Here is a 24,064-nt window from a genome sequence, read left to right as displayed (position 1 = left end):
GGTGCTGAGGCGCAGCCTGATCTGGGTGCTGTTGAGTGCAGCCCTAGCAATCCCGGTCATCGCAGCGGCCCACAGCCCCTATCTGGCGTGGCGTGATCCGATCTACATTCTCTCCGGATTTGCGGGCATTATCGGAATGTGCCTTTTGCTGCTGCAACCGCTGCTGGCCGGGCGCTGGTTGCCTGGACTTTCCCCTGTGTCCAGCCGCCATTGGCACAGGCGGTGTGGATTGGCCCTGATCGTGGCCATATTGATCCATGTGGGAGGTCTATGGATTACCAGCCCGCCAGACGTAGTCGACGCCTTGCTTTTTGTTTCAGCCACCCCGTTTTCGAATTGGGGTGTCATCGCGTTGTGGTCAGCTTTTGCAGCGGCTCTTTTGGGTGTCATGCGCCAACGTTTGAACCTGCGGTTTCGCCTTTGGCGACTTAGCCATACCGGTCTAGCAATGGTGACAATTATCGGCAGCGTTGTTCACGCGATGCTGATCGAGGGAACAATGGAAATCATGACCAAGACCACGTTATGCGTTCTGGTTCTCTTGGCGAGCGTACGGACGCTCGCCAAGCTAAAGGTTTGGGATATCCGTCGACGAGCCTAAACGCCGAGGCACCAGCGCATGACCGCTTTTTGCGCGTGAAGACGATTTTCTGCTTCATCGAAAATGACGGAGTTCGGGCCGTCCATCACCTCGGACGTAGCTTCTTCTTCACGGTGCGCGGGCAGGCAGTGCATGAACAACGCATCCGGTTTGGCGTGGGACATAAGTTCCGTGTTGACCTGATAGGGGCGCAGCAGGTTGTGGCGACGTTCTTTGGCCGATTGGGAATCATGCATGGAAACCCAGGTGTCTGCGACCACAAGATCAGCCCCTTCAACGGCTTTGAACGGGTCGCGTTCCACCACGATTTGCGAGCCCTTCTGGCGGGCAAAACCCATGAATTCTTCTTCGGGATCAAATTGCGCCGGACCTGTGAACGTCAGATCGAACCCGAACTGGCCCGCTGCGTGCAGGAACGAGGCGCAGACGTTATTCCCATCTCCGGTCCAGACCACTTTTTTACCTGCGATGGGGCCGCGATGTTCTTCGAACGTCAGCACGTCGGCCATGATCTGGCAGGGATGCGTGCGGTCGGTCAGGCCATTGATCACCGGCACGTCCGAGTATTCTGCCATCTCGGTCAGGATCGTTTCATCAAAGGTCCTGATCATGATCATGTCGACATAACGGGACAGCACGCGGGCTGTGTCGGCAATCGTCTCGCCATGGCCCAGTTGCATGTCCTTGCCCGAAAGCACCATGGTCTGCCCACCCATCTGGCGCACGCCAACGTCAAAGGATACGCGCGTCCGGGTCGAAGGCTTTTCAAAGATCAACGCGACCATCCGGTCTTTCAGAGGTTGTTCCTGATCAAGTGCTGCCTTGGGTCGACCCAGACGCGCCTGCTTCATTGCACCTGCCTGATCAATCATGGCCCTCAGGTCGGCGGCGTCGGTTTTATGGATGTCGAGGAAATGGTTCATTTTACTTCGCTTTTTGGCTGATGACGTGTGGGGGCAAGCCCCCACACCCCCGGAGTATTTGGGAAAAGATGAAGCTTAGGCCGTTGCAAGCTGGGTTTCGATTTGTATTGCGGCCTTGTCGAGGCGGATCATGGCCTGTGCGATGTCATCCTCGGTCAATGTCAGTGGTGGCAGGAGACGGATTACGTTGTCGGCGGCAGGGACAGTAATGACTTCGTGGTCATACCCCGCATTCACTACATCGATATTGAGTGCCTTGCACTTGAGGCCAAGCATCAGGCCAGAGCCGCGAACTTCTTCGAACACATCAGGGTGGTCGGCGATCAGGCCTTCGAGCTTTTGCCGCAGAAGACCAGCCTTGCGGTTTACGCCTTCGAGGAACGCAGGCGTTGCGACCTGATCGATCACAGCGCAGCCCACAGCGCAGCCCAACGGGTTGCCGCCATAGGTCGAGCCATGGGTGCCAGCCGTCATGCCCGAGGCGGCATCTTCGGTTGCCAGCACCGCGCCAAGAGGGAAACCGCCGCCAATGCCTTTGGCGACCATCATGATATCTGGAGTGATCCCGGCCCATTCATGCGCAAAGAGCTTGCCGGTACGGCCAACACCACATTGGACCTCATCAAGGATCAACAGTAGACCGTTGTCGTCGCAAATTTGACGCAGAGCTTTGAGTTCAGCATCAGGCACCGGGCGGATGCCGCCTTCGCCCTGAACCGGCTCGATCAGGATCGCTGCGGTTTTATCGGTTATAGCGTTGGTGACGCCGTCAAGATCGCCGAAGGCAAGATGAACGAAGCCGGGCAGCAACGGGCCGAAGCCTTTGGTCATCTTTTCAGAACCAGCGGCGGCGATACCAGCCGAGGACCGGCCATGAAATGAGCCGTCAAAGGTTATGATCTCGACCCGCTCGGGCTGACCTTTGTCGTAGAAATACTTACGAGCCATTTTCACGGCCAACTCGCAGGATTCAGTGCCCGAGTTCGTAAAGAACACCGTATCGGCAAAGGTGTGTTCCACCAGTTTGTCGGCCAGCGCCTGCTGCTGTGGGATGTTGTACAAGTTCGAGACATGCCAAACGGCGTGCGCCTGTTCGGTCAGTGCGGCCACCAGTGCCGGATGCGCGTGGCCCAGCGCATTCACTGCGATCCCCGCCCCGAGGTCCAAGAAACGTCGGCCATCCGCCTCGGTCAGCCAGGCGCCTTCGCCCTTCACAAATGTCAGGGGCGCACGGTTATAGGTCGGCAGAACGGACGGGATCATCGGATCATCCTTTTCGAATAGCTTGAGCCCTGTGAGTGATACACGAGAGCCTTGGTCGTCAACAGATTTGGTGGGGTTTGCGCAGATTTTGAACGCGCAATAGATCAAACGGGCCGGTTACGCGGTCAGGCGTCGGCGTCGGAGTCGCAGGATATGTGCGGTTTTGATCATGGCGGCCCGTATAACGAGGCTGGTTCGATCTGGAAACCCTTTATTTGCGATGCTTCGAAAATTCGCTCGGAAGTAATAACGGCGAGATTTCCTACTTGTCATTCGCGTCCGCGTGTCGCACCGCTGCGGCATGACACCCGCACGCCAGAATCCAGCCCTCGCGGCCTTGTTTATCTTTGCCGCCAGCGCTCTTCTGGCTGGCACGACCTTGCTGGCCAAGGCGCTTGGCACGGATACGCTGGGCCCGCCGCTGCATCCGATGCAGATCAGCCATGGTCGATTTTTGTTTGCGTTTCTTGTGATTGTCTCAGCCGTTGCTGTAATGCGCCCGACCCTTAGACGCCCGCATTGGAGGCTGCATATCGGGCGTACCAGTTTTGGGTGGCTGGGTATCACACTGATGTTTGCTTCGGTCGCTTACATTCCGATGGCAGATGCTACTGCGATTTCATTCCTAAACCCGGTTTTTGCCATGGTTCTGGCGATCCCGCTATTGAAAGAAGGGGTTGGGCCCTGGCGCTGGCTGGCGGCGGCCGTTGCCCTTATCGGCGCATTGATTCTGTTGCGCCCGACCCCGGCCAGTTTTCAAGCTGCGGCTTTGCTGGCTTTGACCGCAGCCGCGGTCATTGGAATGGAGTTAATTTTCATCAAAAAGCTGTCTGGCCGCGAAATTCCGATTCAGATCTTATTGGTGAACAACTCCATGGGATTGGCAATCGCCACTGTTGCAGTGATTGCGGTGTGGCAGACGCCAACTTCGGCGCAATGGGCAGCGTTGGCTGGAATCGGCGTTTTGATGGCCTGCGCGCAAGCCTGTTTCGTCAATGGCATGGCGCGGGCGGATGCTTCTTTTGTAGCACCGATCAGCTATGCGACACTGATCTTTGCTGCGTTTTACGATTTCGTCGTGTTCGATGTGATCCCGGATCGGACAAGCCTGATCGGGTCCGCCATTATTCTGGCGGGAGGGCTGATTTTGGTCTGGCGTGAAGCGCGGGTGGTTAAACGCCCTTCAGTGCGCAGTGATCGATAAGTTCCGAATCTGTGTCTCGCCTGACCGTAACCACTCTGAAATCCTGTGCGGGTGAATGGGGGACACGGGATTTACGACATAGTGCCCAAGTTCGGCATCCGACTGCGTGTTTCTAAGATCGGTGAGCGCGACTTCACGGTACTCATTCACCATCAAATCGACGACTTTAAGAACCTGAGCCAATTCAATTGACCCGTCTTTCTTGAGCTTGGCCCAGAATTCGTACTCGGCCCCATACTCCGCCTCGGCAGCCCGGACATAGGCCGCTTCGATTTCCCGCGATGCGGTTTCCTGTGGGATCTGCTGCTGACGGATCAGGACGTTTGCCAGGACGAGCAGGTTTCGCTCGCCTTTCAGATTCAGCTCTTCAGGAAGGTCCAGAAATATATCATCTGTCATGCAGACGCTTCCACCACGGGTTTTTTGTTCTGAATCAGGCGTTGGCACAATCGGTTGATGTGCTTTCCGTGGGCATGAAAAGGTCGCGCGGGTGTGGGACTGGTTGTTTCATCGAGAAGGTCGGGAAACAGACATTCCAGTTCTTCGATTGCATCGGCGCTCAGCATTTTCATGGCTTCGGGGCCGATGTAGAGAGATTCGGCATAGGCACCATCCGCGACCACAATTGAGTGGTCTTCGAGTGCAAAATGGAAATACTCGACCTCTTCACAGGCTTCGACTCTCTCAATCCCCTGCAACCCGGTAAGTTTCTTGGCGGGAACTAGTATTTCAGCCTCTCCCAGAACCCGTTGCGCTACTTTTGAGCGCACCAACAGACGGTGCTGAGGGGAAACAGTCAGATCGGTTGCTGGCATGCCCAGACCAAGCGCGCCTTTCCGAATGCGTATCGGCCGTATTTTGGGATTGGCGATCAAGTCCAGACGGCTGAGTTTCTTGGACCCGATCCAACGGATAGCCTGCGGCTCACCGTCCAGAGTTGAAACCAAGTCGCCCGCTGAAAGGTCATCGATGTCCACTTCACCATCCGGTGTCTTAATCCGGGTGCCAGATGTGAAACAAACCATCAACGAGACATTATCGAGTATCGTCCCAAGACTGTTGTTTGGACCCTGCTCGGTAAAGCGAAGCGTGTACGTCCCTTCGGCACCGAAATTGAAGTTCAGGGAAACGTTCGTGAAACTTCCCACAGTGGTCGGTGTCACGACTTGCTGAAAAATCACGGTGTTGCTGGAATCCACAACCTCAACAAGAACCGGGTCTGCAAACACCCCGCCCGTGTTTCGGGCACCGATGTCGAAACTCAGCGTGGCACCTCGGTTGTCACCGGCCACCACAAAACTCTGCTGAACAACCGAAGTCGGGCCGGCGTTGCCATCAAGTTCAAGGACAAGATCTGACGGATCTCCGCCGGTGAAGAAGAGTGATTCCTGGCCAATCTCGATTTCGTTGCCGAACCACGCACCATAGGTGCTGAAGATCTGAAACGGACCCGTGATGCCGGGTGATTGAAAATCCCCACCGACAATAAGTTCTGTAAGAGCCATAAGAATATCGCCTGTCGTTCTTCGGTGTCCAAATACCCTACTCGGCCCTCGCCGCCAACATAACAGTCGGAAAACGCATCAACTTTACGTGACGTCGCCTGCGCAGCACTACGCCTTGAGGCGATACCCTGTGCGCAACATCTGCCAGGTGATGAGGCCGATCAATACCGTAGCAAAGGAACAGACAGCCATACCCACCCAAGGCGAACTGTCCGAGACACCGATCATCCCGTAGCGCAAACCGTCGATCAGATAGAACACCGGATTCAGATGGGTCAGACGGTTCAAAACCGGGGGGAGCGCCTGAACCGAATAGAACGTGCCCGACAGGAAGGCCAGCGGTGTGACGATGAAATTGGTAATGGCTGCCATTTGGTCAAACTTATTGGCAAAAATTCCGGCAAACAGACCAAGTGCTCCCATAAAAGCGCCGCCCAAAACGACGAAGATCGTCGCGATAATGAAGTTTTGAGGCACGATGCCAAGTACCAGGGCCAGCGCAACAGCGACAACACACGCAATCAGGATGCCTCGGGCGATTCCCCCCGCCAGATAGCCAAGCAGGATTTCAAGCGGCGACAGCGGCGGCATCAGGGTATCCACGATATTGCCCTGTACTTTGGAAATGACCATGGAAGACGATGTGTTGGCAAAAGCATTCTGGATCACCGTCATCATCATGATCCCCGGTGCCAGAAAGACCAGGAACGGCACCCCCATGACATCCGGGCGGCTGGGCCCTATGGCAATGTTAAAGATCAGCAGAAACAGCCCCGCCGTTACCAACGGCGCTAAAAGGGTTTGCGTCCAAACCGCCAGAAAGCGCAGAGTTTCGCGCTGCGCCAGCGTGTAAAGGCCCATCCAGTTGACTGCTCCGAAGCGGTGCGCGGTCTGTTCTGCGGAATTCTGCATGGTTTACCCTCAACCTGATTCGAAGACAGCTTGTAACTCGGGCTGCAGTGTTTAGAATAGGGGGCTGAGACGATTTCCCAAGGCGGCCCGAATCCGGGGCCGCTTTCCGCTTTTGAAAGGCTAACGATGTCCTGGACAGACGAGCGCGTAGAACTGCTGAAGAAGATGTGGGGCGAAGGCCAGTCGGCCAGCCAGATTGCCAAGGAACTGGGCGGCGTGACCCGCAACGCGGTGATCGGTAAAGTGCATCGCCTGGGCCTGTCCAACCGGGCAGCGGGCGCTTCTCCGGCCAAGTCAGATCCAAAGGAAAAACCAGCTCCGGCACCCAAAGCCGAGGCCAAGCCAAAGCCTGCGCCCAAGACCGAACCCGCACGTCCGGCCCCTGCCCCTGCGGCCGAGGCCAAACCGGCCGTGCCTGCCCGCCGTCAGATCATCCCTGCCGGTCAACCGTTGCCTCCACAGCCGTCGGCCAACGAGATCAGCCCCGAGGCGTTGGCAAAGGTCAACGAGGTCGAAAAGAAGGCTAAGAAGCTGACGCTTATGGAACTGACCGAGAAAACCTGCAAGTGGCCGGTCGGCGATCCAGCGACAGAAGATTTCTGGTTCTGCGGTTTGCCCGTTGAAGCCGGCAAACCCTATTGCGAGGCGCATGTGGGCGTGGCCTTCCAACCCATGAGCGCGCGTCGCGACCGACGCCGGTGACACAGATGCGCCAGGATCCGACAGCAATGGAGGATACCTGGCTAGCCCGTGCAAAGCGCCTGCTGGCCCTGTCTGAAACCGGCCAGCATTTCACCAAAGACCCTTTTGACCGGGAACGTTACGACGAGATCGCCGCCATGGCCCGCGCCATGCTGGCTGATCTCGGTCAGGTACCGATTTCGCGGATTGAAGGGTTGATCACAGATCACGCGGGTGGCTACGCCACGCCCAGTATCGATATTCGCGGTGCGGTGATCCGGGACGACCGCATCCTTCTGGTGCGCGAACGTAGTGACGGGTGTTGGTCGATGCCCGGCGGCTTTGCCGATATCGGCAGCTCTCCGGCAGAAAATATCGAGCGTGAGGTCTGGGAAGAGGCCGGGCTGCGCGTTCGGGCGCAGCGTTTGTACGCCCTACGCCACAAAGCGCGGCATCCCTACCCGGCAGATGCACGGGATTTCTATAAGTTCTTCTTCTTGTGTGACGAAGTTGGGCAGGCTGACCCCAAAGCGGGAAGCGAAACCAGCGATGTTGGTTTCTTCCCAATGGCAAATCTGCCAGACTTGTCCCTTGCCCGAAATATTGAGAGGGACATTGCAGAAGCGTTTGAAGCGCAATCTACCTCGACGGCAACAGCGCTGTTTGACTGATCTCTACTGCGCGGGATGTGACGGCAGGTTCGGCATCGCCACCCAACCGGGCAATTCGTCAGGTGAAACCGAGACGTGCAGACGCTCGGATTGATCGCGGCCTACTTTGCGGTGTTTGCGCAGCAGGAAAATCTTGCCCCAGCCGCGCCACGTCCCAACCGAACGCGCGTGCGGATCGGTGGGGAAGCGGTCACGCCAGCCTTCAGGTAACGGCAATCCGTGCATCTCGGCCTTGTCCAGCATCCAAATCAAGGAAATGTTGCTGAGCGGCCGTGCCTCTTCATACCCGTTCAACTGCCCGCCGATGTCACCATGTGTGCCCCGGAACCAGACTTGTTCCACATGCCCTTTGAATTCGGGCGTGCATTTCCACAGAACCGGATCGAACACCTCGCGCGTCTCGTCCAATGCCATCGCGTGATAGCCGTGGCGGGTCGAGGGGCCCAACTGATGGTTGTGGAAGGCGTGGCGTTCTTCGGCCCAGCGCCACAACAGCGGCAGTCGCAGGCCCAACGCCTTGACGGTGTCCCAGACCCCGATCATCTCGATCTCAACCTCGTCGTGACAAAACTTGCGGCGGAAATCGCGCGCGGCGGTGCCGCTGGGATTGCATTCATAGTGGCGATAGGCTTGCTGGATGTTGCGCTCGGTCGCGTGTTCGGCCTTGAGCAAGCCGATCATGTCGATCACTCCGGCCAGACTGCGCACGCCGTACGCCCCACGCGAATAGCCAATGAAATAAATCCGATCCCCGGGTTTGTAGCGTGAGGCAAGATAGCCATAGGCACGGCGGATCTGGCGATTGATACCCCGCCCCATCATCACATCCAGCGAGGACTTCCAGCTCTCCCACTGCACGCCCGCCTCATAAAACACCGAAACCTTGCTGCCCATCTCGCAACACAGGCGCAAGGTTTGCCCTGCATGGGTCTCGAACCCCGGTTCGAGCGTCGACATGGTACCGTCAAGGATGATGACATGGCTGAGCGGTTCGCGGTGAAGAACCTCGGCAGAATGTTCGGACCGCAAAGGCCGTCCGAGCCATCCAAGAACCTTTCTACTCAGCCGCGACAGATTCATGCGTCAGCAATTCCCATACTCTTTGAGGTGTGAAAGGCATATCCGCCTGCCGCACCCCGTGATCCCAGAGCGCATCCTGAACCGCGTTTGCCACTGCGGCCAGCGCGCCCACTGTACCGGCCTCGCCGCACCCTTTCATGCCCATCGGGTTCGAGGTTGACGGAACCGGCACCGAGGTAAACTTAATCATGGGTATGTCGGCTGCACGGGGCAAGGCGTAATCCATAAACGAAGCCGTGAGCAGTTGCCCGTGTGCATCGTGCACAACATGCTCGCTCAGCGCCTGTCCGATGCCTTGCACCACCCCGCCGTGCACCTGCCCTTCGGCCAGCATCGGGTTGATAAGGTTGCCAAAATCATCAACAACCGTATAGCGATCAACCCACGTTTCCCCGGTGTAAGAATCGATCACGACTTCGGCAACATGCGCGCCGTTGGGATAGCTGCGGGCATCCAGGTTGGCACGCGCTTCATGCTGTAGCAAATCCATACGTCCATCGATGCGCGCCATCTCGGCCGCTTCGGTCAGGGTCGGCGTCAGGTTGGACCCCGGCGCGCGGAATGTCTCGTGGTCAAAACTCACATCGTTTTCCTCGACCCCCATCTTATCGGCCAGATAAGGCGTGAATGCGGCGATCATCTTGTCAATCGTGGCGAGCGTTGCCGTGCTTTGCACCGTGACCGAGCGTGATCCGCCCGTGCCGCCGCCATGGCCAAGCCTATCAGTGTCGCCTTGAATGACAGTGATCTTGTCCATGGGAATACCGGTCTGGTCTGACAAGAAATGGGCGTAAACCGTCTCATGCCCTTGCCCGTTCGACTGCGTGCCCACGTAAAGGTTCACTCTGCCATCCTCGCAAAACTCGACCTTTGAGTTCTCGGAAGGATCACCCAAAATACTTTCGATATAGTAACAAAGGCCCCGCCCCCGGATCAGGCCGCGCTCGGCATCTGCCGTTTTGCGGGCCTCAAAGCCGATGGTCTGGCTGGCTGCGCGACTGAGGATCATGTCGAAATCGCCAACATCATAGGTTTCGCCAGTGGCCGAGGTGTAAGGAAAATCGTTGGGGCGGATAAAGTTCTTGCGCCGCAGCTCCCACGGATCAACCCCCAGCTCGCGTGCTGCACGGTCCATCGCGCGTTCCAGCACATAGATCGCTTCGGGGCGGCCTGCACCGCGGTACGCATCGACTTGCGTCGTGTTTGTGTAAAACCCCTCGACCCGCAGATAGGTGGTTTGCACGTCATAAACACCCATCAGCACCTTGCTGAACAGGCTTGTCTGAATTGCCTGCCCGAAATGGCTGTTATAGGCACCAAGATTGACCTCGCTGTGGACACGGTAGGCCGTGATCTTGTGATCAGCATCAAAGGCCAGTTCAGCCAACGAGTGCAGATCGCGGCCATGGTGATCGGACAGCATCGCCTCGGACCGGTCCGACATCCAGTGCACCGGTTGGCCCAGCTTTATCGCAGCGACAGCGACGCAGAAATATTCGGGATATGGCATCACTTTCATGCCGAAGCCGCCGCCCACATCCGGCGTGGTGACCCGGATATCCTCAGCATCAAGCTTCAGCTTTTGAACCAGTTGCGCCTTCATCGCCCAGACGCCCTGCCCGCCATAAGAAAAATGCAGACGACCTTCGAACCAGTCGGCCTGACATCCGCGCGGTTCCAGCGAGCTGATGATGACCCGGTTGTCCTGCACGTTCAGCGACACGGTATGAGCTGCGTCCTGAAAAGCGGCCTCGGTGGCGGCTTCGTCACCCAGCCCCCAATCAAAGGCCCGATTGTCGGGGGCTTCTGGGTGCAGAATCTCACCGCCTGCCTTCACGTCCAGCTTGGCAGGGCGTTCTTCCGTGTCCATCCAGATCAACTCGACCGCGTCCTGCGCCTGTGCCAGCGTGTCCGCGATAACAACCGCCACCGGCTCGCCGACAAAGCGCACGCGGTCCTTGGCCAGCATGTGCCGCTCCGGAGCCGCAGCCTTCGATCCATCGCGGTTTTGTAAAACGGCGGCGTTTAGCACCGTGTCGATGCCCGAAGCTGCCAGATCATCCAACGTCATCACCAGTCGCACACCTTCGGCAGAGCGCGCATCCTCAAGATCTAAACTTGTAATTTCCCCATGGGCAACCTGGCTGCGGAAGAAGGCAGCAAACAGCGCATTTTCAGGCACGGCATCATCCATGTAACGCCCCTGCCCAGTCAGGAACCGCTGATCTTCGGTCCGTTTGACGGGCTGGCTCTTGCCGAATTTTTCCATGGGCGGTCCTCCTTATGGATCTTGCGGCCGAGCCTAGCCCGTGCCCCGACGATGTCCAGCGGGGCTCACGGAAATTCGTTTGTGCCTGCCAGATGTTGGAGTAGGTTTGGTCATGACCTGGACCCACGACATCGTTTTTCCTTTTTCCGCTCCGCTAACTGGCGGTCAGAGCGTGACACATGACGTCTATGTCGGCGGAGAGGGGCCACCGATCCTGATCCTTCAGGAATTGCCCAGAATCGGACCAGAGACTTTGGCGCTGGCAGTAAAGCTGAACGCATCCGGTTTTCGTGTCTACCTGCCACATCTTTTCGGCACTTACGGCAAGGTCGAGATGGCCAAAAACACCGCCCGTCTATTTTGCGTTCGGAAAGAGTTCAACATCTTCGCCAGAGGCAAACAAAGCCCTATCGCAGGGTGGATGCGCGCCCTGACCCACGAGATCAAGCAGCGCGAAAGTAGCGCCGGTGTAGGTGTCATCGGCATGTGCCTGACAGGCAGTTTTGCCCTGACTTTGATGGCCGAAGACGCCGTTGTCGGCGGGGTCGCCAGCCAACCTGCATTGCCAGTTTTAGGTGGCAAGCATCTGCACATGAGCGCGCAGGATATCGGCGCAGCATCGGCAGGAATGGCCGCGAAGGGGCCCGGGCTGGCAATGCGGTATTCCGAAGACAAACTGGCACCTAACAAACTGATGCAAGCGTTGGAGCGGGCTTTCGGCGATCTGTTGGAGACAGTGGAATATCCCGGCAAGGATCACTCGCTGCTGACGCTGGATTTCCACGAACCTGCCTATCAACGCGTGGACGCCTATTTCAAAGCCCGCTTTGGCATGAGCTAAGCGCGCAAGGCCTTCCCCTTCCTGCCTCCATTCGCTATTGCAGGCGCTGACCCGAATTTGTTGACGCAGGACGCACCCCATGGCGATGGAAAAGACATTCAACGCGGCCGAGGCCGAGGCCCGCATCTATGAAGCCTGGGAACAGGCCGGAGCCTTCAAGGCAGGCGCGAACAAATCGCGCGACGAAAGCTTTACCATCATGATCCCGCCGCCCAACGTCACGGGCGCGTTGCATGTGGGCCACGCTTTCAACAACACGTTGCAGGACATCCAGATCCGCTGGCACCGAATGCGCGGGTTCGACACGCTCTGGCAGCCCGGTCAGGACCACGCGGGCATCGCCACGCAGATGCAGGTCGAGAAGATGCTGGCCGCCACGCAACAGCCGGGTCGGAGCGAGTTGGGCCGTGAGAAGTTCCTGGAGAAAGTCTGGGAATGGAAAGGCGAGTATGGCGGTACAATCATCGAACAACTGAAACGCCTGGGCTCCTCCTGCGACTGGTCGCGCAACGCCTTCACCATGGCCGGTGCAGCTGGTGATCCTCGCACGGGGCATGAGAACTCGGCCAATTTCCATGACGCCGTGATCAAGGTCTTCGTCGATATGTACGAAAAAGGTCTGATCTATCGTGGCAAGCGTCTGGTCAACTGGGACCCGCATTTCGAGACCGCGATCTCGGACCTTGAGGTCGAGAATATCGAGGTCGCCGGGCATATGTGGCACTTCAAGTACCCCTTGGCCGGCGGTGAGACATATGAGTATTTGGAAAAAGATGAAGATGGGAATGTGATCTTCCGCGAGGAGCGGGATTATATTTCCATTGCCACGACTCGCCCCGAAACCATGCTGGGCGACGGCGCAGTTGCGGTCCATCCCTCGGACGAGCGTTACGCGCCAATCATTGGGAAACTTTGCGAAATCCCGGTTGGTCCGAAAGAGCATCGCCGTCAAATCCCGATCATCACCGATGACTACCCGGATCCCGATTTCGGCTCAGGCGCAGTGAAGATCACAGGCGCGCATGACTTCAACGACAATATGGTCGCCAAGCGTGGCGGCATTCCAATGTACCGCCTGATGGACACCAAAGGCGCGATGCGGGCCGATGGTGCCCCTTACGCCGACGAGGCCGACAAGGCGCAGGAATACGCACGTGGCAAAGAGTTCACCGAAAACGAGATCGATGCGATCAACCTGATCCCCGATCACCTGCGTGGACTCGACCGATTCGAGGCGCGCGCGAAAGTGGTTGAAGAGATCACCGCCGACGGTCTGGCCGTGATGACCCGCGCCGATGACGCGCGTCTGGGCTCAACCGCTTTGAAGCCCGATCACGAAGGTGCCGACAAGATGGTGCCGCTGGTCGAGAGCAAGCCAATCATGCAACCCTTCGGTGACCGCTCGAAGGTTGTCATTGAGCCGATGTTCACCGACCAGTGGTTCGTCGACGCCGAAAAGGTCGTCGGCCCCGCGCTGGATGTGGTCAAGGACGGCACGGTCAAGATCATTCCCGAGTCGGGCGAGAAGACCTATTACCACTGGCTGGAAAACATCGAGCCCTGGTGCATCTCGCGCCAGCTGTGGTGGGGGCATCAGATTCCGGTTTGGTATGGCCTTGATCTCTCGGCTGAGAACTTCAAGGACGACGAAAATGACGGCGACCTTGATCTGGTCGAACTGGGCCGTTTGTTGAACGAAGGTGGAATGCTGCACCGTGGCAACGTCATGGAATGCGCTGCGAGCCTTGAGGCTGTGACGGAGAAATTCCTCGACGACAACGCAAACATTCCAAGTCCACTGAGCCACGCGACGGTTATCGAAGTCGCTGACAAGCAGGAAGCCATCCATCAGTTTGCGGAAAGCCTGGCTCAATATGCCGTCGAACAGGATCCAACCAAGCTGGTCTACCCTGTTTGGCGCGACCCCGACGTCCTCGACACATGGTTCTCCTCCGGCCTCTGGCCCATCGGCACGCTGGGCTGGCCCGAACAGACCGAGGAGCTGGAGCGTTACTTCCCCACGGACGTTCTGATCACCGGCTTCGACATCCTGTTCTTCTGGGTCGCCCGGATGATGATGATGCAACTGGCCGTGGTCGATCAGATCCCGTTCCACACCGTTTACCTGCACCAGCTCGTCCGCGACGAGAAGGGCAAGAAGATGTCTAAGACCACCGGCAACGTAATCGACCCGCTGGAGATCGTGGACGAATTCGGCGCCGACGCGCTGCGATTCACCAACGCCTCGATGGCGGCGATTGGCGGCGTGCTGAAACTGTCCCGCGAGCGCATCACCGGCTACCGCAACTTCGGCACCAAACTATGGAACGCCGTCCGCTTTGCCGAGATGAACGAGGTCTTCACCGACACCGTTCCGCAACTGGACGTGGCCGACCTGAAACCCAATGCTGCAGTGAACCGCTGGATCATCGGCGAAACCGCCCGCGTTCGCGAAGAGGTGGACGCGGCATTGGAAAGCTATCGCTTCAATGACGCAGCCAACGGGCTTTACGCCTTTGTCTGGGGCAAGGTCTGCGATTGGTACGTGGAACTGTCCAAACCACTGCTGCAAGGCGACGATGCCGAAGCGCAAGCCGAGACCCGCGCCACCATGCGCTGGGTTTTGGATCAATGCATGGTCTTGCTTCACCCAATCATGCCCTTCATCACCGAAGAGCTATGGGGCCTGACCGGCACGCGACCCAAGATGGTCGTCCACGCCGACTGGCCCACCTACGCCGCTGCCGACCTGATCGACGCTGACGCGGATCGTGAAATGAACTGGGTAATCTCGGTGATCGAAAACACCCGTTCGGCCCGTGCGCAGATGCGGGTGCCGGCTGGCCTCTACGTACCAATGCTGGTGACCGAGATCGACACCAACGGCCAAGCCGCCTGGGACCGCAACGAGGCGCTGATCAAGCGCCTGGCGAGGATCGACAGTCTGACATCGGCGGATGAGCTGCCCAAAGGCACCATCTCCATCGCCGCCCCCGGAGCCTCCTTTGGCCTGCCGCTCGCCGACATCATCGACATCGGCGCTGAAAAGGAACGGCTTGAGAAAGCCAAGGGCAAATTGGCCAAAGAGTTGGGCGGCCTGCGCGGGCGCTTGAACAACCCCAAATTCGTGGCCTCGGCCCCGGAAGAGGTGGTCGAAGAAGCCAAAGCCAACCTCGCCGCCCGCGAAGAAGAAGAGGCGAAGCTGAACGAGGCGCTCGCCCGCCTCGCTGAGATTGCCTGACTTTCATCTTTTCAAAAATACTCAAGTCCCAACCCCTGCGCCCATACCGACGCAGGGGTTTTTCTTTACCCTCAAAGCTTTCCCCTTGTTCGCCCCACCTGCCAGTTGTTAGCAATCAAGCAAAACAACGCCCGAGGCTCTGATGGCGCAGCCCTTTCCCCCGATGCAAACCGTCTCGACCGGACTGGTCGTGGCTGTCGTTGGGTTCTTCAGCTCGTTCCCCATTGTCCTGCAAGGGCTCGCCGCCATGGGCGCATCCAAGGCCGAAGCCGCCTCGGGTCTAATGAGCGCCGCCATCGCCATGGGGCTGGCCGCGATCTTTCTCAGCTTGCGTTACAGGCAGCCGATCAGCGTGGCCTGGTCCACCCCCGGCGCGGCGCTGCTGGCCGTTTCCGCCACCCCGGTCGAGGGCTTCTCGGGCGCGATCGGAGCATTCCTCTGCGCCGGCGCGTTGACGGTTTTGGCCGGACTCTGGAAACCGCTCGGCCGTTTGGCTGCTGCAATCCCGACGACGCTGGCCCAAGCCATGTTGGGGGGCGTTCTACTACCGCTGTGTATCGTCCCCTTCAAGGCCGCGGTCGAACTGCCTTGGCAAGCTCTGCCTGTCATCCTGACATGGTTTTTTGCCGGGCGCTTCAACAAGCTATTCGCCGTGCCCGCTGCCGTTGTGGCCGCCGCACTGGTCGTCGTATTCAGCGCCGACGGTACATCAGTACGACCCGAGAGTTACCTGGCTGCTCCGGTCTGGACAATGCCCACATTCTCGCTGGCCTCTGCCATCGGCATTGGCTTGCCCTTATTTGTCGTGACAATGGCCACCCAGAATATACCGGGCATCGCGGTCATGCGCAGTTTTGGCTACACGCCCGAACCGGGCAAGCTGTTCTCGTCAGTGGGTGGCGCAAGCCTGTTGTCCGCCCCATTCGGGGCACCCGCCACCTGTCTTGCAGCCATTACGGCCGCCATGTGCTCCAACGAAGACAGCCACCCGGATCGCACCTTACGCTATTGGTCAGCGATCATGGCGGGGGTGTTTTATTGCCTGTTTGGTATTTTCGCCGTAGCGATTACCGGATTTGCCGCCCATGCCGACCCGTTGTTGATGGGGACGCTGACCGGTGTCGCTTTGATCGGCGTGATGGCCAACGCCACCTTCGCCGCGCTGGAAGTTCCTGCAGAGCGCGAAGCAGCCATCCTGACCTTTGCAATCACAGCTTCGGGCATCACTGCGTTTGGTTTCGGCGCGGCTGTTTGGGGTCTGCTGGCGGGCGGGGTCGCCTACCTGATCTCGCAACGGATCAGATAGATGGTTTTTCTGACACTCCAGATCGCCTAAACTGAACCCATGTTTGGAGCATTGGCAAAACTGGTCGAACGCCAGATCAAGAAGGCTCAGTCCGAAGGCCAATTACAGGGGTTGGAGGGTGAAGGCGAACCGCTGCCTGACAGGTCATCAGAAGCGATGACTGATCCGGCCATCGCCGCAGGTCACCGGATCATGGCGCAAGCCGGTGTTTTACCGGAAGAGTTCCACATCAAGAAACAGCTCGAAACAGCGCGGCAGACCTATGCCGACCTGAATGACCCGACCAAGCGCAAAGCCGCGATGGCCCGCATTGCCGATTTGGAGATGCGCTACAATATGGCCCGCGACGCACGCCGGGCCTTTATGCGTTAGCACTTGTTCAGGAAAGCGCGGCTCGAGACGGAAACAGAGTTTTTGGAGGGGTCTTTGGTATTTGCAAACTGATACCCGTCGGCCTGATGAATCGGCCCAAATACCAAGCCGCGCTCAGCTGCCTGAGCGCAGAACTCTGCAACATCCGGTACGTCAAAAACCAGCTTCACAGCGGCTTGCCCCTCCCGGGTACCTTTGACCGCCGGATGCAGAAGAAGATGCACGCCATTTGATTTTGGAACCAGTTCAACAATTCGATCACCCGGGTTCCGCTGAACAACATAGCCAAAGTGGGTTTCGTAGAAGGTCACCATTTGGTCCATTCGTTTGGTGTACAGCACCAACCGGCTGATCGCGGGAAAAGCGGTCATTTGAACTCGGGCTTGCGGCCCTGCATCTGCGCCATCACAACCTCCATCTGGTCGGGCTTGCCGATCAGTTCCACCTGCTCGGCGGATTCCGCCATCAGAACATCAGTGCGCCCCTGCGTTTCGGCGACTTCGATTAAACGCTTCGCAGCGCGGATGGCCGAGGGGCTTTGACCGGCGATATTCTCGGCAAGGGCCAGTGCTTCGGTCAACGGATCATCGGAAAGCTGCGTGACCAGACCCCAATCCGCCGCTTGCTGCGCACCAATTGGACGCGCGGTGTAGGTCAACAACCGAAGCACATCCGAACGGACCAAGCGCGGCAACAAAACCATGCCGCCCATATCCGGAATGATACCCCATTTCATCTCCATCACAGCCAGTTTGGTCTCGGGATGCGCAATCCGAATGTCCGCGCCCAGCGCAATTTGAAGCCCGCCCCCGTAAGCCACACCTTGCAAGGCGCAAATCACCGGCACCGGGACACGGCGCCAGATAAGGGCCAGTTCCTGCATCTCGTTGGCGTCTTCGTGGCTGCGGGTCATCAGCCATTCAGTTGGGTCCATGTGGGCCATCTTCGCAAAGCTGGCCATGTCCAGCCCTGCGCAAAAGCTTTTTCCTTCCCCGGACAAGACCACGGCGCGCGCATCCGAGGCCGCAACCTCTTTCCCGGCTGACAACAGCGCTTTGATCATCGCGTCATCCAGCGCGTTCATCTTGTCGCCTCGTGTCAGCGTGACATGGGCAACATGATCTTGGTAAGTGACGGATACACGTGACATAGGCGGCCTCTCGAAGTTCCAGTGTTGCAAACATGCCCGCCCCGGCGGCCGAATACCACCACGACGTCAGGGCAGATCGCTGATAGGCATCCGCCCAAACCATGGGGAATCGAGGGTCATGACATAGAACTGATCGTCCACGATCTTGCCCCCGGTTGTGATACCCAAGCGGCCCTGCGGGTCCTGTAACGTGCGTAGAATTGCGCCCTCGCCATCGAATTGCACGACCATACCTCGATGAATTGGTGCCGGTCGAACCGCCGGACCCAACCGCCAGATCACCTTCCGCAGGAACGGGTAAGGCATCAGCGCTTCGGACGGTACGCGCGGGCTGGCAAAGGCCAACCAATAAGTGCCATCTCCCTGCGCCTCGATATTGTCGGGATACCCAGGCAGGTTTTCCATCAGAATCTCTTGTTGTCCGGCCTTGGAACCGGTCAGCCAAAGCTTATGCACCCGTGCGCGACCCGTTTCTGCGATCAACAGAAAGTCCTCATCAGGTGAAAGGGCGACACCGTTGGTATAGACGAACCCCTCGGCGATCTTCTCGGTCGTGCCATCCGGTGCGCGACGCGCGACATAGCCTGTGTCGGACTGTTCCCAGATGGTCAGGACCGAGGTGGGTTTGGTCCCCCCCATGGTTTCCGGGTCGAAGCGGTCTGTTGAATTGGAAAAATAGATCGTGCCATCCTGCGCCACGTCCAGTTGGTTGGCATAGATCACTGGCGCACCGTCGACGTCAGCAACGACAGTTTCCAAGGTGCCCTGCCCGGTCCATCGCATCACACCGCGAAAACTGTCAGCAATATAAAGTGCGCCATCCGGCCCGGCCTTAAGGCCAAGAGGTCGCCCACCCAGACGATCAACCTCGACAGGCTCAGCTCCATCAACGCGGTAAAGTATGCCTGACAGGCTTGTCGTATACACCGTACCATCAGACATAACGGCGATGTCTTCGGGGCCAACCTCTTCTCCGGGCAAGCGGACAAGCTGCGCGGCGTCCAGCGCTGTATTTTCCGCGAAATCCCCAGAGAATCCAGCGTCCTCCGGAAACTCGACGGCGACGGGTGCAACCGGTACAGGCCAGAACAGAAGATAAGCGACACCCAGAAGAAAAACCGCGAAAAGAATGCGCATTTGCGTTCCCTTGTTAAAGCCCGCCACAGCGCGACTAACCGCGTTGTGAGCTTGCTCAATAAGCGGGCTTGAGGTTATCTGCCCACATGACCGGACCTCGATACACACCGCTTGCCCAATCCCTGCCCGCCACCGTGCCCTTTGTCGGCCCCGAAACGCAAGAGCGGCAACGGGGTGCGCCGTTCGCGGCACGTCTTGGGGCAAATGAAAGCGTGTTTGGCCCTTCACCACAGGCTATCGAGGCCATGGCGCAGGCCGCATCTGAAATCTGGATGTATGGCGACCCCGAAAACCATGACCTGCGCAATGCATTGGCAGATCATCATGGTGTGATGCCAGAGAATATCGTTGTGGGCGAAGGGATTGACGGGCTTTTGGGGTATCTGGTGCGTCTGATCATAGGTCCCGGAGACGCGGTGGTGACCTCAGACGGGGCCTATCCGACCTTTAACTATCACGTGGCCGGGTTCGGCGGCGATCTGCACAAAGTATCTTACACCGGGGATCACGAGGATCCAGGTGCCCTGTTTGCCAAAGCAACCGAGGTCGGCGCCAGGCTGGTTTATTTGGCCAACCCAGACAACCCAATGGGCAGTTGGCACTCGGGCGCAGAGATCGTGACAGCATTGGATGCCATGCCAGAAGACTGCCTGTTGGTTCTGGATGAGGCCTACGTGGAATGCGCCCCTGATGGGACCGCTGCGCCTGTTGATATAGATGACCCCCGAGTGATCAGGATGCGAACCTTTTCAAAAGTTTACGGTTTGGCAGGCGCACGGGTTGGCTATGCGTTGGGAGCGCCGGATCTGATCGCCGCCTTCAACAAGGTGCGTAACCATTTCGGCATGAACCGCGCCGCGCAAGCCGGTGCCTTGGCGGCGCTGCAGGATCAAGCCTGGTTGTCGCACATTCAGGCCCGGATCACGGAAGCACGAGATCGTATCGCTGCAATAGCGCGCGAGAACGGGTTGGAGCCCCTGCCTTCAGCGACCAACTTTGTCGCGATTGACTGCGGGCGGGATGGAGACTTTGCGAAAGCGGTTTTGGACTCTTTGGTTGCGCAGGGGATTTTTGTGCGGATGCCGTTTGCTGCACCTCAGAACAGGTGCATACGGGTCAGTTGTGGAGAGGCCGCGGATTTGGATGCATTTGCCGCAGCCCTGCCAAAAGCGCTTGCCGAAGCGCAGGAACGCGTCGGCTGAAATTTAATCGCTTGGCTCAGTTTGTGTCGCAAGCGTCGTTGCGGCGGCCTCAAGCGCTCCTGCGCCTCGGGGGATGTCCAGCGCAGCCATTGCGGTTTCCATGCCCCCCAGCATCGCCATGATCATTTGCCCGTTCACATGCCCCATGTGGCCGAGACGGAAACAGCCGTCGTAGTCCTCCATCCCCAAACCGATACCAAGCGTCAAACCCAATTGGTTTTCGGTGTAGGCGCGCAAAGGGGTACCCCTGCCGTCACTCAGGCGCAAAGACGTGACGGCACGGCTGCGGTGGGCACGGTCGGTAACGTTGAGATGCAAAGCCCCGCCTTGCGCCCAAGTTTCGCACGCGGCCCAGATCGCTTTGGCCAGATGTTCATGCCGGGCCCAAACGTGTTCGATCCCCTCGGCATGGATCAGATCCAGCGCGGCGCGCAATCCATAAAGATGATGCGTCGGCGCTGTGCCATTGAAATACTGGTAGAAAAGGTCTGGGTTTGCGCGCGGCTGCCAGTCCCAATACTGCGACACGCGCGGCATTGTGGCCCGCTTGGCCTGAGCTTTTTCGTTAAAGAAAACAAACCCCAAACCGGCTGGAGTCATCAGACCCTTTTGGCAGGCACTGACCGTTACGTCTACGCCCCAGTCATCCATCTCAAACCGGTCGCATCCCAAAGAGGCAATACAATCAGCCATCAGCAATGCCGGGTGACCGAGATCATCCAGAAGTCGGCGAAGCGTGGGGATGTCGTTGCGGATCGAGCTGGACGTGTCCACATGAACCGCTAGCACGGCTTTGATCTGATGGTCTTTATCCGAGCGCAACGCGTCGTCGATTTGATCGAAATCCCACGCTGAGGCGGTTCCAAAGTCGAGCAGTTGAACCTTGGCCCCCACCCCTTCAGCCATTTCAGCCCATCCGTGGGTGAATCGACCAGATGCCGGGGCAAGCACCGTTTCACCCGGCGCGATCACATTGGAAAGTGCTGCTTCCCAAGTACCGTGACCGTTGGCAATGTAGATTGCCACATTATGTCGTGTCCGTGCGATGCGCTTTAGATCAGTGATCAGCGCGGGCATCATCTCGACCAGTTCACCGTCATAAATATTTGGCGACGGGCGGTGCATGGCTTGTAATACGGCGTCGGGCATGACCGACGGGCCGGGAATGGCCAAATACTCGCGCCCTTGCACGAGCGAAATTTGGTTTGTCATAAGATCAACCTGTCTGAATTGATGCACACCCTAGCAAGGGTTTTGGCGGCGTCAATCCATCAGCTTCGAGGCTTCGCTCGCCAGCGCTTCGATACCCGCCCAATCCCCGGCTTTGACCAGATCCTTTGGCGCGACCCAGCTGCCGCCAGCACAGACCACGTTGGACAATGTCAGGTAATCGCGGGCGTTAGAAGGGGACACACCACCTGTAGGGCAGAAACTGATCTGCGGCAGAGGCGCACCGATTGCTTTCAATGCCGGTGCCCCGCCCGAAGCCTCGGCCGGGAAGAATTTCAGCATGTCGTAGCCTTTTCCCAACAACTCCATCGCTTCGGTTGCTGTGGCAGCGCCGGGCAACAGCGGCAGGCCCTCTGCCTCGCACGCTGCGATCAGCGCGTCAGTTGCGCCCGGAGAGACACCAAACTGAGCACCCGCTTCTTTGGCCGCACGTACATCCTCGGGTGTGACCAGCGTACCTGCGCCTACAACACCGCCGGGCACTTCAGCCATGGCCCGGATTGCATCCAAGGCAGCCGGTGTGCGCAATGTGACTTCAAGCGCGGGTAAGCCTCCAGCGACCAGCGCTTCAGCCAAAGGGCGCGCATGCGCTGCGTCGTCGACGACCAGGACAGGCACAATAGGCGCAAGAGCGCAGATTTCGCGGGTGCGTTGGGATTTCGTCATCACTTATGCTCCGAATATGCTTGCGCCTGTGTCGGCAGATCCGACATTCAGCCGGAACGCACCAAAAAGGTCACGCCCGACACCGTGTTGATTTGCTGACAGGTCGACGGTGGCAACGGGGCGGTCCAGCACGCCTTCGGTCAGGATTTCCAACTGACCCTGCACCGCATCAACACGCAGAATGTCGCCATCCTGCAGGCGCGCAATGGCACCACCGTCCAGCGCCTCAGGACAGACATGGATGGCTGCGGGAACTTTGCCCGACGCACCGGACATACGGCCATCAGTGACAAGCGCCACCTTTTGACCCCGGCCTTGCAGGATCGACAGAATAGGAGTCAGCGAATGAAGCTCGGGCATCCCGTTCGCCTTTGGGCCTTGGAAACGCACGACAACGATTACGTCATCCGTGAATTCTCCGGCCTTGAAGGCCGCTTTGACGTCATCCTGATCATGGAACACACGTACAGGTGCTTCGACCACCTGATGTTCGGGGGCAACGGCTGAAACCTTCATAACACCGGTGCCCAAGTTGCCCGTCAGGCGCGACAGACCTCCGGTTGGTTGGAACGGATCATTGGCCGGGCGCAAAATCTTTTCGTTCAGGCTGTGGTCGGTCCCGTCGTGCCAGACAAGGTCTCCGTCCATCAGTTTGGGTTCCTTGGTGTAATTGTGCAGGCCCTGTCCTGCCACGGTCAGAGTATCGGGGTGTAGTAGACCGTTCTCAAGCAGAGTGCCGATGGTATACCCAAGCCCTCCAGCGGCATGGTAGTGGTTCACGTCAGCCAGACCGTTGGGATAAACCCGCGCAACCAAAGGCACCACGGCAGAGATTTCGGAAAAATCTTCCCAATCCAAAACGATACCGCCTGCCCGCGCCATAGCGATCAGGTGGATCAGCAGGTTGGTCGATCCACCTGTTGCCATCAGACCCACGATGCCGTTCACAAAGGCACGTTCGTCAAGGATCTGGCACACAGGTGTGTAGTGGTTGCCTAGCGCGCTGAGAGACAGGGCGCGGCGCGCACCTTCCTCGGTCAGGGCATCACGCAAGGGCGTGTTTGGGTTGACAAAGCTAGAGCCCGGCAGGTGCAGGCCCATGAACTCCATCAGCATCTGGTTCGTGTTGGCCGTGCCATAAAAGGTGCAGGTGCCGGGGCCATGATACGCGGCCATTTCCGCCTTCATGAGCGCATCGCGACCCACCTCTCCGGCCGCGAATTGTTGGCGGACCTTGGCTTTTTCGTCGTTCGGCAACCCGCTGGTCATCGGACCTGCGGGCAGGAAAACGGCTGGCAGGTGGCCAAAAGCCTGCGCGCCGATGATCAGTCCGGGGACGATCTTGTCGCAGACCCCAAGGAAGACCGCGGCGTCATACGTGTTGTGACTAAGGGCAACCCCGGTCGCCAATGCGATCACGTCGCGTGAGAACAGCGACAGCTCCATCCCCGCCTCACCTTGCGTGACGCCATCGCACATCGCCGGAACCCCACCTGCGACCTGCGCGGTGCCGCCTGCGGCGCGGATCGCCTGACGGATCAGTTCGGGATAACGCTCAAACGGCTGATGCGCCGACAGCATGTCGTTATAGGCGGTGACAATTCCCAGATTGCCTGCCATACTGGTTGCCATGGACTGCTGGTCGTCCCCGGCGCCTGCGTAAGCATGAGCCTGACCGCTGCAAGACAAATGCGCGCGGGCCGGGCCCTTGGATTTGGCCTGTTCCATACGTTCCAGATGCGGACCGCGCAGATCGGCGCTGCGGTCTATGATCCGTTTTGTGACGTCGGCAATAACTGAATGTACCATG

22 protein-coding genes are annotated in these 24,064 nt (G+C 58.5%); 9 read left to right on the top strand and 13 right to left on the bottom strand.

Annotation, left to right across the window (positions count from 1 at the left end):
• The first annotated feature begins 4 nt into the window (after positions 1-4).
• Positions 5-601, top strand: coding sequence for a ferric reductase-like transmembrane domain-containing protein (locus GS646_RS04615; RefSeq protein ID WP_174839920.1), 597 nt, complete (start codon positions 5-7; stop codon positions 599-601).
• Here GS646_RS04615 and argF read toward each other — a convergent pair.
• Positions 598-1,524, bottom strand: coding sequence for an ornithine carbamoyltransferase (gene argF, locus GS646_RS04610; RefSeq protein WP_171094069.1), 927 nt, complete (start codon positions 1,522-1,524; stop codon positions 598-600). The two genes, GS646_RS04615 and argF, sit on opposite strands and share 4 nt — an antisense overlap.
• Positions 1,525-1,599: 75 nt before the next feature.
• On the bottom strand, positions 1,600-2,787 hold the full coding sequence (locus GS646_RS04605) for an aspartate aminotransferase family protein (protein WP_171647529.1): 1,188 nt from the start codon (positions 2,785-2,787) through the stop codon (positions 1,600-1,602).
• Between the two features lie 301 nt (positions 2,788-3,088).
• Between GS646_RS04605 and GS646_RS04600 the strand changes: the two genes are divergently transcribed.
• Complete coding sequence (locus GS646_RS04600; protein WP_171186788.1) at positions 3,089-3,991, top strand: DMT family transporter; 903 nt, start codon at positions 3,089-3,091, stop codon at positions 3,989-3,991.
• Here the strand turns inward: GS646_RS04600 and GS646_RS04595 are convergent.
• The 3 genes from GS646_RS04595 to GS646_RS04585 form a co-directional block, all read right to left on the bottom strand.
• Positions 3,971-4,390 carry a NusA N-terminal domain-containing protein gene (locus GS646_RS04595; RefSeq protein WP_171186790.1) on the bottom strand — a complete coding sequence of 140 codons (420 nt, stop codon included), beginning with the start codon at positions 4,388-4,390 and terminating at the stop codon, positions 3,971-3,973. The genes GS646_RS04600 and GS646_RS04595 overlap by 21 nt on opposite strands.
• The gene (locus tag GS646_RS04590) at positions 4,387-5,496 is read right to left on the bottom strand and encodes a Hint domain-containing protein (RefSeq protein ID WP_171647532.1); all 1,110 of its coding nucleotides are present in this window, start codon (positions 5,494-5,496) and stop codon (positions 4,387-4,389) included. The genes GS646_RS04595 and GS646_RS04590 overlap by 4 nt, the downstream gene beginning before the upstream one ends.
• A gap of 108 nt (positions 5,497-5,604) precedes the next feature.
• Positions 5,605-6,408, bottom strand: coding sequence for an ABC transporter permease (locus GS646_RS04585; RefSeq protein WP_171094079.1), 804 nt, complete (start codon positions 6,406-6,408; stop codon positions 5,605-5,607).
• Between the two features lie 126 nt (positions 6,409-6,534).
• On the opposite strand from GS646_RS04585, the gene GS646_RS04580 reads away from it, so the two are divergent.
• Both GS646_RS04580 and GS646_RS04575 read left to right on the top strand, forming a co-directional pair.
• Positions 6,535-7,110, top strand: coding sequence for a GcrA family cell cycle regulator (locus GS646_RS04580; protein ID WP_171647534.1), 576 nt, complete (start codon positions 6,535-6,537; stop codon positions 7,108-7,110).
• A 5-nt stretch (positions 7,111-7,115) separates the two neighbouring features.
• Complete coding sequence (locus GS646_RS04575) at positions 7,116-7,760, top strand: NUDIX hydrolase (protein ID WP_216601657.1); 645 nt, start codon at positions 7,116-7,118, stop codon at positions 7,758-7,760.
• A gap of 3 nt (positions 7,761-7,763) precedes the next feature.
• Here GS646_RS04575 and GS646_RS04570 read toward each other — a convergent pair whose 3' ends face one another.
• Both GS646_RS04570 and GS646_RS04565 read right to left on the bottom strand, forming a co-directional pair.
• The gene (locus tag GS646_RS04570) at positions 7,764-8,840 is read right to left on the bottom strand and encodes a DUF2235 domain-containing protein (protein WP_171094082.1); all 1,077 of its coding nucleotides are present in this window, start codon (positions 8,838-8,840) and stop codon (positions 7,764-7,766) included.
• The gene (locus GS646_RS04565) at positions 8,818-11,109 is read right to left on the bottom strand and encodes a xanthine dehydrogenase family protein molybdopterin-binding subunit (protein WP_171186798.1); all 2,292 of its coding nucleotides are present in this window, start codon (positions 11,107-11,109) and stop codon (positions 8,818-8,820) included. Before GS646_RS04565 ends, GS646_RS04570 begins: the two co-directional genes overlap by 23 nt.
• A 112-nt stretch (positions 11,110-11,221) precedes the next feature.
• On the opposite strand from GS646_RS04565, the gene GS646_RS04560 reads away from it, so the two are divergent.
• The 4 genes from GS646_RS04560 (at position 11,222) to GS646_RS04545 (ending at position 16,869) form a co-directional block, all read left to right on the top strand.
• Positions 11,222-11,950, top strand: a complete 729-nt coding sequence (locus tag GS646_RS04560; protein ID WP_171647536.1) for a dienelactone hydrolase family protein — start codon at positions 11,222-11,224, stop codon at positions 11,948-11,950.
• Between the two features lie 79 nt (positions 11,951-12,029).
• Positions 12,030-15,191 carry a valine--tRNA ligase gene (locus tag GS646_RS04555; protein ID WP_171186807.1) on the top strand — a complete coding sequence of 1,054 codons (3,162 nt, stop codon included), beginning with the start codon at positions 12,030-12,032 and terminating at the stop codon, positions 15,189-15,191.
• Positions 15,192-15,333: 142 nt separating this feature from the next.
• Positions 15,334-16,497 carry a benzoate/H(+) symporter BenE family transporter gene (locus GS646_RS04550; RefSeq protein ID WP_253746538.1) on the top strand — a complete coding sequence of 388 codons (1,164 nt, stop codon included), beginning with the start codon at positions 15,334-15,336 and terminating at the stop codon, positions 16,495-16,497.
• Between the two features lie 39 nt (positions 16,498-16,536).
• Complete coding sequence (locus tag GS646_RS04545; protein ID WP_171186809.1) at positions 16,537-16,869, top strand: DUF1992 domain-containing protein; 333 nt, start codon at positions 16,537-16,539, stop codon at positions 16,867-16,869.
• On the opposite strand, the gene GS646_RS04540 is transcribed toward GS646_RS04545, so the two are convergent.
• From GS646_RS04540 to GS646_RS04530, 3 genes are all read right to left on the bottom strand, one after another.
• Positions 16,866-17,240, bottom strand: a complete 375-nt coding sequence (locus GS646_RS04540; RefSeq protein ID WP_171186810.1) for a VOC family protein — start codon at positions 17,238-17,240, stop codon at positions 16,866-16,868. The genes GS646_RS04545 and GS646_RS04540 overlap by 4 nt on opposite strands.
• Positions 17,237-18,019: a crotonase/enoyl-CoA hydratase family protein gene (locus tag GS646_RS04535; RefSeq protein WP_171186812.1), complete on the bottom strand. Its 783-nt coding sequence runs from the start codon at positions 18,017-18,019 to the stop codon at positions 17,237-17,239. The genes GS646_RS04540 and GS646_RS04535 overlap by 4 nt, the downstream gene beginning before the upstream one ends.
• Before the next feature lie 66 nt (positions 18,020-18,085).
• Entirely contained in the window at positions 18,086-19,156 is a 1,071-nt protein-coding gene (locus GS646_RS04530) for an SMP-30/gluconolactonase/LRE family protein (RefSeq protein ID WP_171186814.1), read from the bottom strand.
• Positions 19,157-19,242: 86 nt separating this feature from the next.
• Between GS646_RS04530 and GS646_RS04525 the strand changes: the two genes are divergently transcribed.
• Positions 19,243-20,358 (top strand): pyridoxal phosphate-dependent aminotransferase, encoded by a 1,116-nt coding sequence (locus tag GS646_RS04525; RefSeq protein WP_171186815.1) that lies wholly within the window; start codon positions 19,243-19,245, stop codon positions 20,356-20,358.
• A gap of 3 nt (positions 20,359-20,361) precedes the next feature.
• On the opposite strand, the gene GS646_RS04520 is transcribed toward GS646_RS04525, so the two are convergent.
• Genes GS646_RS04520 through edd form a run of 3 tightly spaced genes read right to left on the bottom strand, consistent with a single transcriptional unit; the run spans position 20,362 to position 24,063 of the window.
• Positions 20,362-21,570 carry an alanine--glyoxylate aminotransferase family protein gene (locus tag GS646_RS04520; protein WP_171647538.1) on the bottom strand — a complete coding sequence of 403 codons (1,209 nt, stop codon included), beginning with the start codon at positions 21,568-21,570 and terminating at the stop codon, positions 20,362-20,364.
• A 51-nt stretch (positions 21,571-21,621) separates the two neighbouring features.
• A complete protein-coding gene (locus GS646_RS04515; protein WP_171186819.1) occupies positions 21,622-22,254 on the bottom strand; it encodes a bifunctional 4-hydroxy-2-oxoglutarate aldolase/2-dehydro-3-deoxy-phosphogluconate aldolase in 633 nt (210 codons plus the stop codon).
• Positions 22,255-22,257: 3 nt separating this feature from the next.
• Positions 22,258-24,063, bottom strand: a complete 1,806-nt coding sequence (edd, locus tag GS646_RS04510; RefSeq protein WP_174839917.1) for a phosphogluconate dehydratase — start codon at positions 24,061-24,063, stop codon at positions 22,258-22,260.
• Between the last annotated feature and the right edge of the window lies 1 nt (position 24,064).

The sequence above is a fragment of the Ruegeria sp. HKCCD4315 genome, assembly GCF_013112245.1.
GTDB lineage: Bacteria > Pseudomonadota > Alphaproteobacteria > Rhodobacterales > Rhodobacteraceae > Ruegeria.
The sequence above is the reverse complement of the archived record's forward strand: the minus strand, read 5'-3'. Positions and strand labels throughout refer to the sequence as shown.

Bases quoted from the DNA above. Each gene is read 5' to 3' on its own strand.
- GS646_RS04595 (WP_171186790.1), bottom strand. From the start codon at position 4,390: ATGACAGATGATATATTTCTGGACCTTCCTGAAGAGCTGAATCTGAAA.
- GS646_RS04515 (WP_171186819.1), bottom strand. From the start codon at position 22,254: ATGACGAAATCCCAACGCACCCGCGAAATCTGCGCTCTTGCGCCTATT.
- GS646_RS04535 (WP_171186812.1), bottom strand. From the start codon at position 18,019: ATGTCACGTGTATCCGTCACTTACCAAGATCATGTTGCCCATGTCACG.
- GS646_RS04530 (WP_171186814.1), bottom strand. From the start codon at position 19,156: ATGCGCATTCTTTTCGCGGTTTTTCTTCTGGGTGTCGCTTATCTTCTG.
- GS646_RS04560 (WP_171647536.1), top strand. From the start codon at position 11,222: ATGACCTGGACCCACGACATCGTTTTTCCTTTTTCCGCTCCGCTAACT.
- edd (WP_174839917.1), bottom strand. From the start codon at position 24,063: ATGGTACATTCAGTTATTGCCGACGTCACAAAACGGATCATAGACCGC.
- GS646_RS04605 (WP_171647529.1), bottom strand. From the start codon at position 2,787: ATGATCCCGTCCGTTCTGCCGACCTATAACCGTGCGCCCCTGACATTT.
- GS646_RS04585 (WP_171094079.1), bottom strand. From the start codon at position 6,408: ATGCAGAATTCCGCAGAACAGACCGCGCACCGCTTCGGAGCAGTCAAC.
- GS646_RS04520 (WP_171647538.1), bottom strand. From the start codon at position 21,570: ATGACAAACCAAATTTCGCTCGTGCAAGGGCGCGAGTATTTGGCCATT.
- GS646_RS04600 (WP_171186788.1), top strand. From the start codon at position 3,089: ATGACACCCGCACGCCAGAATCCAGCCCTCGCGGCCTTGTTTATCTTT.
- GS646_RS04540 (WP_171186810.1), bottom strand. From the start codon at position 17,240: ATGACCGCTTTTCCCGCGATCAGCCGGTTGGTGCTGTACACCAAACGA.
- GS646_RS04525 (WP_171186815.1), top strand. From the start codon at position 19,243: ATGACCGGACCTCGATACACACCGCTTGCCCAATCCCTGCCCGCCACC.
- GS646_RS04590 (WP_171647532.1), bottom strand. From the start codon at position 5,496: ATGGCTCTTACAGAACTTATTGTCGGTGGGGATTTTCAATCACCCGGC.
- GS646_RS04580 (WP_171647534.1), top strand. From the start codon at position 6,535: ATGTCCTGGACAGACGAGCGCGTAGAACTGCTGAAGAAGATGTGGGGC.
- GS646_RS04555 (WP_171186807.1), top strand. From the start codon at position 12,030: ATGGCGATGGAAAAGACATTCAACGCGGCCGAGGCCGAGGCCCGCATC.
- argF (WP_171094069.1), bottom strand. From the start codon at position 1,524: ATGAACCATTTCCTCGACATCCATAAAACCGACGCCGCCGACCTGAGG.
- GS646_RS04550 (WP_253746538.1), top strand. From the start codon at position 15,334: ATGGCGCAGCCCTTTCCCCCGATGCAAACCGTCTCGACCGGACTGGTC.
- GS646_RS04575 (WP_216601657.1), top strand. From the start codon at position 7,116: ATGCGCCAGGATCCGACAGCAATGGAGGATACCTGGCTAGCCCGTGCA.
- GS646_RS04565 (WP_171186798.1), bottom strand. From the start codon at position 11,109: ATGGAAAAATTCGGCAAGAGCCAGCCCGTCAAACGGACCGAAGATCAG.
- GS646_RS04545 (WP_171186809.1), top strand. From the start codon at position 16,537: ATGTTTGGAGCATTGGCAAAACTGGTCGAACGCCAGATCAAGAAGGCT.
- GS646_RS04570 (WP_171094082.1), bottom strand. From the start codon at position 8,840: ATGAATCTGTCGCGGCTGAGTAGAAAGGTTCTTGGATGGCTCGGACGG.